This window comes from Mesotoga sp. HF07.pep.5.2.highcov, assembly GCF_003666285.1.
GTDB classification, from domain to species: domain Bacteria; phylum Thermotogota; class Thermotogae; order Petrotogales; family Kosmotogaceae; genus Mesotoga; species Mesotoga prima.
Genome location: NZ_JFHJ01000395.1, coordinates 1 through 4,483 on the forward strand (window position 1 = coordinate 1; position 4,483 = coordinate 4,483).

Sequence of the window (4,483 nt, forward strand, 5' to 3'; positions counted from 1 at the left end):
GCAAAATTCATTGTTAAGTATGAAGCCGAGTAAAGAATTACCCATATTCTAGAATTGCCCGCGATCTTCTGCTCCGCACAATTCTGCGGTTTGACGTAACCTTTTTTCTTCATGGTGGCAAGATGACGATCGCGGTTCCACGCAAGAATGTACCATATGTAAAGACTTATCGTCATTCCGATTACCGACATGGTCATTGATACCGTGGCGCTTGAGAAAAAAATCGAGGCGTAAGTTAAGAAGCCGCCCACAAAGAAAATATAAGGTGAAAGTCTGATCAATTCCTTCCCACCATCTCTTTCGTAAGATCAACTGTAATCGATTCGAACTTTCTGTATGTGACCATTCCCGGTTTAGCTCCTTTTGGCTTTTTTACGTTTTTCACTTCAGTATGTGCTACCTCTACCTTTCCAGACTGCCTTCCCCTGGAATACTTTGCTGCTAGAAGAGAACCATAAAGAATCGCCTCTGGAGTGATCTCTTTTCCAGCTTTTTTAAGTATAACATGTGCTCCGGGAATGCCTCTTGCATGGAACCAGATATCGTCCCTTGAGGCGTTCTTCGTTATTTCATCATTCTCAATGTTGTTCCTTCCAACGAGAAATTTAAACCCGTTTCTTTCGAAGACTCTCGGGCCAGACTTCTGTGACCTCTTCTTTCTCTTTTTATCTATCTTTTCTTTTCTTTTTATGCCAGCTTCTTCCAGTTCAGAAGAGAACTCCCGAACGTCTTCCAGCGATTCTGCCTGTGAGACCATTTCCTTTAGCTGATCAAGGTAGTTTACTTCGTCACGCAAAACTCTTAACCTTTTCTTTAGTTGAATCTCCTTGCGCAGAGATTTGCTGTAATATTTGAAAAAAAGCTGCGCGTTTTCCGATGGCGTTAGCCTACTGTCCAGAGAGATTTCGACTGTTTCACCTGTCTCCCAGTCTTCAAGCTCCACCGTTTCCCTTCTTTCTCTTAGCCTATATAGATTTGCGGTAATAAGTTCTCCGTATTTTTTGAAATCCCTGTAATTCTCAACTTCTGACAGTTCCGTTTCTAACTTATCGATCAACTTGAAAAGACGTTTGAACGATTTGTCAATCTTCCTTATTATTGACTGCTTTCTCCTGTCAACCTCTGTTTCTGCTCCTGAAGATTTTATTGCGCGTCTAATAGCTTCCGACGCCCCAACCTTTTCGCAACGGCCTTTATGATCGAGAGGTATGGGTGAGATTTCAGCTCCCTTTGTCCCGTCAATCACAAAAAGCGATCTTCCGTTGGTGTCCAGAGAAAGGCTCATTAGGAATTCTGCAACCTCATCAAGACGTTCTTCCCGAAGACTGGATGGAACAACATCTTCAATCTGCAAGAAGCCCACGATATTCTCTGCGGTTGCTCTCGAAAAGCCTGTAAACGACTTCATTATTGCTCTTGAAAGGGTATCTCCTGAGTGAAGGAGCGTTAGAGTAATATTTTCTTTAGACAGGTTTCTAAGAGATTTTCCTGGACTATCTGGCGGATAATACTTCACATTTCTGGCGAGAGTTCTCTTTGAGCTGATCATCTCTCTAAATACCTGTAGTATTCTTTCCTCCTCGTCAAGTACCATGATGTTAGACCCTGGCCCAATGAATTCTGCGATTACCGAGTATTTGTTTCTTTCTCCAAAGGCATCTCTACCTTCAAAATCCATTCTTGTTATTCTATCCATGTCTAACTGAGCGATTTTTGTCAGAAAGAAGCCGTTGATGTGTCTTCTCAAAAAGAGACTGAAAGGGGTCTCGATCGATGGAGAATTCTGATTTCTGTTGCTCTCAATTATATAAGGCGATGATGGATTGAGAGAGATTTCAATTCCCCTTTTCGAGAATTTGAAGAAGAACTCGCTTCTTCCTATTTGGTATACCTGTCTCAGTTGCTGACCAGAGACATCAGATATTTCAGCCAGGACTCTCTGGAGAATCAGACCATCGAACACCATTTCTCATTCAGCTCCTCTGAAGTAACAAAACTGTATCTTCCCTTGCAACCCTCAAAAAGGGAAAAGATCGCTGAGCCCGAACCAGTCATCATTGTCTTAATGGCACCGCCATTCTTATTAGAGAGCATTGAGTGGCAATCTCTTATCATGGGAAAGCGATCAAAGATGGACTTTTCGAACGTATTGTAAGACATACGCCTTACAGCTTCAATGTCATGACTTTTAAGGGCAAGGTAGTATTTCTCAGCCATTTCACAATCGAGATGCAGTTCGGGGTTATCTTCATCTATGAACTCGTAAGCAAGGGGAGTTGAGACCTCAATGCCGGGGAAGGAAAGTTCGACTGAATATCCAGAGACATCACCGGGAAAACTCAAGATCTCTCCCCTTCCTGAAGCTATCGCCGTTCCTCCTTTGAGAAAGAAAGGTACGTCGCTGCCAACATTTGAGGCGATTCTCAAGACTCGCTCTTCATCAATCTTGAAAAGCCCCGCTAAATACTTCAGGAGTGCTGCGGCATCTGAACTTCCCCCACCCAGTCCTGCGCCCGAGGGGATTCTCTTCTTCAATTCCAGACCTATTTCTATTCTCCGGTCTATCTCACTCTCTATTTGCTCAATGACTTTATAAAGAGTGTTCTCCTTGTCCCAGCGGAGAGATGTATTGCATTTGAAGTATAACTTCCTCGTATCATGCTTTACGAACAAATCGTCGTAGAAATCGATTGCCTGGAAGACAGTGCTAATCTCGTGGAATCCGTCGCTTCTCCTCTTACCTACCGCAAGGCAAAGGTTTATTTTTGCCGGGCATATCAGTTTAACAGAAGATAATCTAGAACTATTTGAGACCATGTTTCCATACTCTCCCTGTATTCTGAAAGAACTTTAATTTCAGCCATTGCACCAGTGAATTTTTCCTTTTCATTGAAGCCGCCGAAATCCACTTCAGCTATATAAACTACACCAATGTGGACTCTGCTGACCTCAGTCTGTAGATCATTTAGGATTCCCAAATAATCCATGCTGTGGATTTTCACAGATACTTCTTCGCGAATTTCGCGCTGGAACCCGTTCTCAAAGGCCTCCCATGGAAGCCCTCCATCCTCTGGATTTATGTGTCCACCCACTCCAATCGAATATAGTTCATGAAGGCGAGCTTCGCCCTGCTTTTTTGTCCTCTTCATGAGAAGATACTCGTCGCGATTCCTGAAAACCGCGTACGGTATGATCTGCCTCATCGATTCATCGTTTTCTGCTTCAGAGCGACGTACAAATCTTCCGAATCTCTCAACTTTCATCTTTATCTCATCTAAAGGAAGAGCCAGCAACCCGTTGCGGGTTGCCAGCTCTCCTAGACACTCAACATCGACTACGAGAACTCTTTCTTCCAAAACTTTCTCCTTTACTACCAGACCATCTCAGCGCCCTTAACGGTGTAGAAGGGAGGTATTACATTACTAGGGCTAACCGTATTAAAATTAGCTACAACTACAGCAAAGTAATAATCATCATCCCAGAGAGTTCCATATTTCCATTCATGAAGCAATGCTACTATGGGATTAATTACTGCCTCTTCTCGGAAATCATTGCTTGCTTCAGAAAGATAGAATTCGTTCTTAATATTGAATATCTGAGTTGCCCTGTAATCTTCGCGGTTTATCTTGACGAGGAAAATTTGTGTGTCTGAATCATAAAAAACGTTTTGGGAAACGTACAGTGACACATCCCAGTCTTCTACTCTCCATCCTGAGTCCAACCCTACAAGGCTATGCGGTTCGATGCGCATTTTAAATCGGTTGTAAGCAATATCTACAGACTTGAACGAGTTTTCCATTTCTGTAGTGACAGATGTCGAACTGCTGTTCACAACATAGAAGGGATCACCGTGGAATACAACTTGCGCAGGTGGAAGATCACTCTCATTTTTAGGATACACTTCCCAACCTATTCTGTTGTAGTAAGCAGTTGGACGAAGAGCTTTGTTGAGTTTGTAATATACGGGAGTCCTTGTAGAGTTTGATCTATTTCCATTTAGATAATCCTCAAACCACAAGTCAGGCATATTGAACCCAAGATCCTTCTCGAAGACCTCAACCAATACGTCTGGTATCTCACTAACGTGTTTCACAATTTCTGAACTGTAGTTCCCGTGTTCTCCACTTACACTGGTTCCGGAGATTTTAGCAGTAATTTTGATTTCGAAGTTCTCGTAGACTGGAAGATAGACAACCGCTTTCGAGTTCTTGGTGCTCGGTATTACTTTGACCAGATCGTTACTCGATGTCCAGCTACCATCTTGAGGTTTAATCTCCACTGACCACTGGTAGTTCGACGATGGATCTGGAGTAAACAGTCGTTCGAAGGCTTCAATAACGACGGGTTTTCCCGGTTCCCATCCGATTTTCTGCTCTAGAAGCAAAATACTTCCCTTAACTGGGAAACAAGAAGAAATTGCAAACGCAACTATTGTGAGCGCACCCAGCATCAAGAACAACTTTGCTCTTTTCATTTCCATCCC

Annotated in this window: 4 protein-coding genes and 1 pseudogene; all 5 read right to left on the reverse strand. The window is 43.0% G+C overall.

Annotated elements, in window-relative coordinates:
• Positions 1 to 281: pseudogene (locus BG32_RS08460) on the reverse strand (hypothetical protein); the annotation flags it as partial.
• Positions 278 to 1,966 (reverse strand): NFACT family protein, encoded by a 1,689-nt coding sequence (locus tag BG32_RS08465; RefSeq protein ID WP_014730240.1) that lies wholly within the window; start codon positions 1,964 to 1,966, stop codon positions 278 to 280. The pseudogene BG32_RS08460 and the gene BG32_RS08465, both read right to left, overlap by 4 nt.
• On the reverse strand, positions 1,948 to 2,817 hold the full coding sequence (gene ispE, locus BG32_RS08470; protein WP_121526675.1) for a 4-(cytidine 5'-diphospho)-2-C-methyl-D-erythritol kinase: 870 nt from the start codon (positions 2,815 to 2,817) through the stop codon (positions 1,948 to 1,950). The genes BG32_RS08465 and ispE overlap by 19 nt, the downstream gene beginning before the upstream one ends.
• A complete protein-coding gene (locus BG32_RS08475; protein WP_121526676.1) occupies positions 2,778 to 3,356 on the reverse strand; it encodes an NUDIX domain-containing protein in 579 nt (192 codons plus the stop codon). The genes ispE and BG32_RS08475 overlap by 40 nt, the downstream gene beginning before the upstream one ends.
• A 14-nt stretch (positions 3,357 to 3,370) precedes the next feature.
• Positions 3,371 to 4,483, reverse strand: a 1,113-nt coding sequence (locus BG32_RS08480; protein ID WP_220660317.1) for a hypothetical protein, incomplete at its 5' end; no start/stop codon positions are given.

Coding starts and splice junctions, on each gene's coding strand:
- BG32_RS08465 (WP_014730240.1), bottom strand. CDS start 1,966: ATGGTGTTCGATGGTCTGATTCTCCAGAGAGTCCTGGCTGAAATATCT.
- ispE (WP_121526675.1), bottom strand. CDS start 2,817: ATGGTCTCAAATAGTTCTAGATTATCTTCTGTTAAACTGATATGCCCG.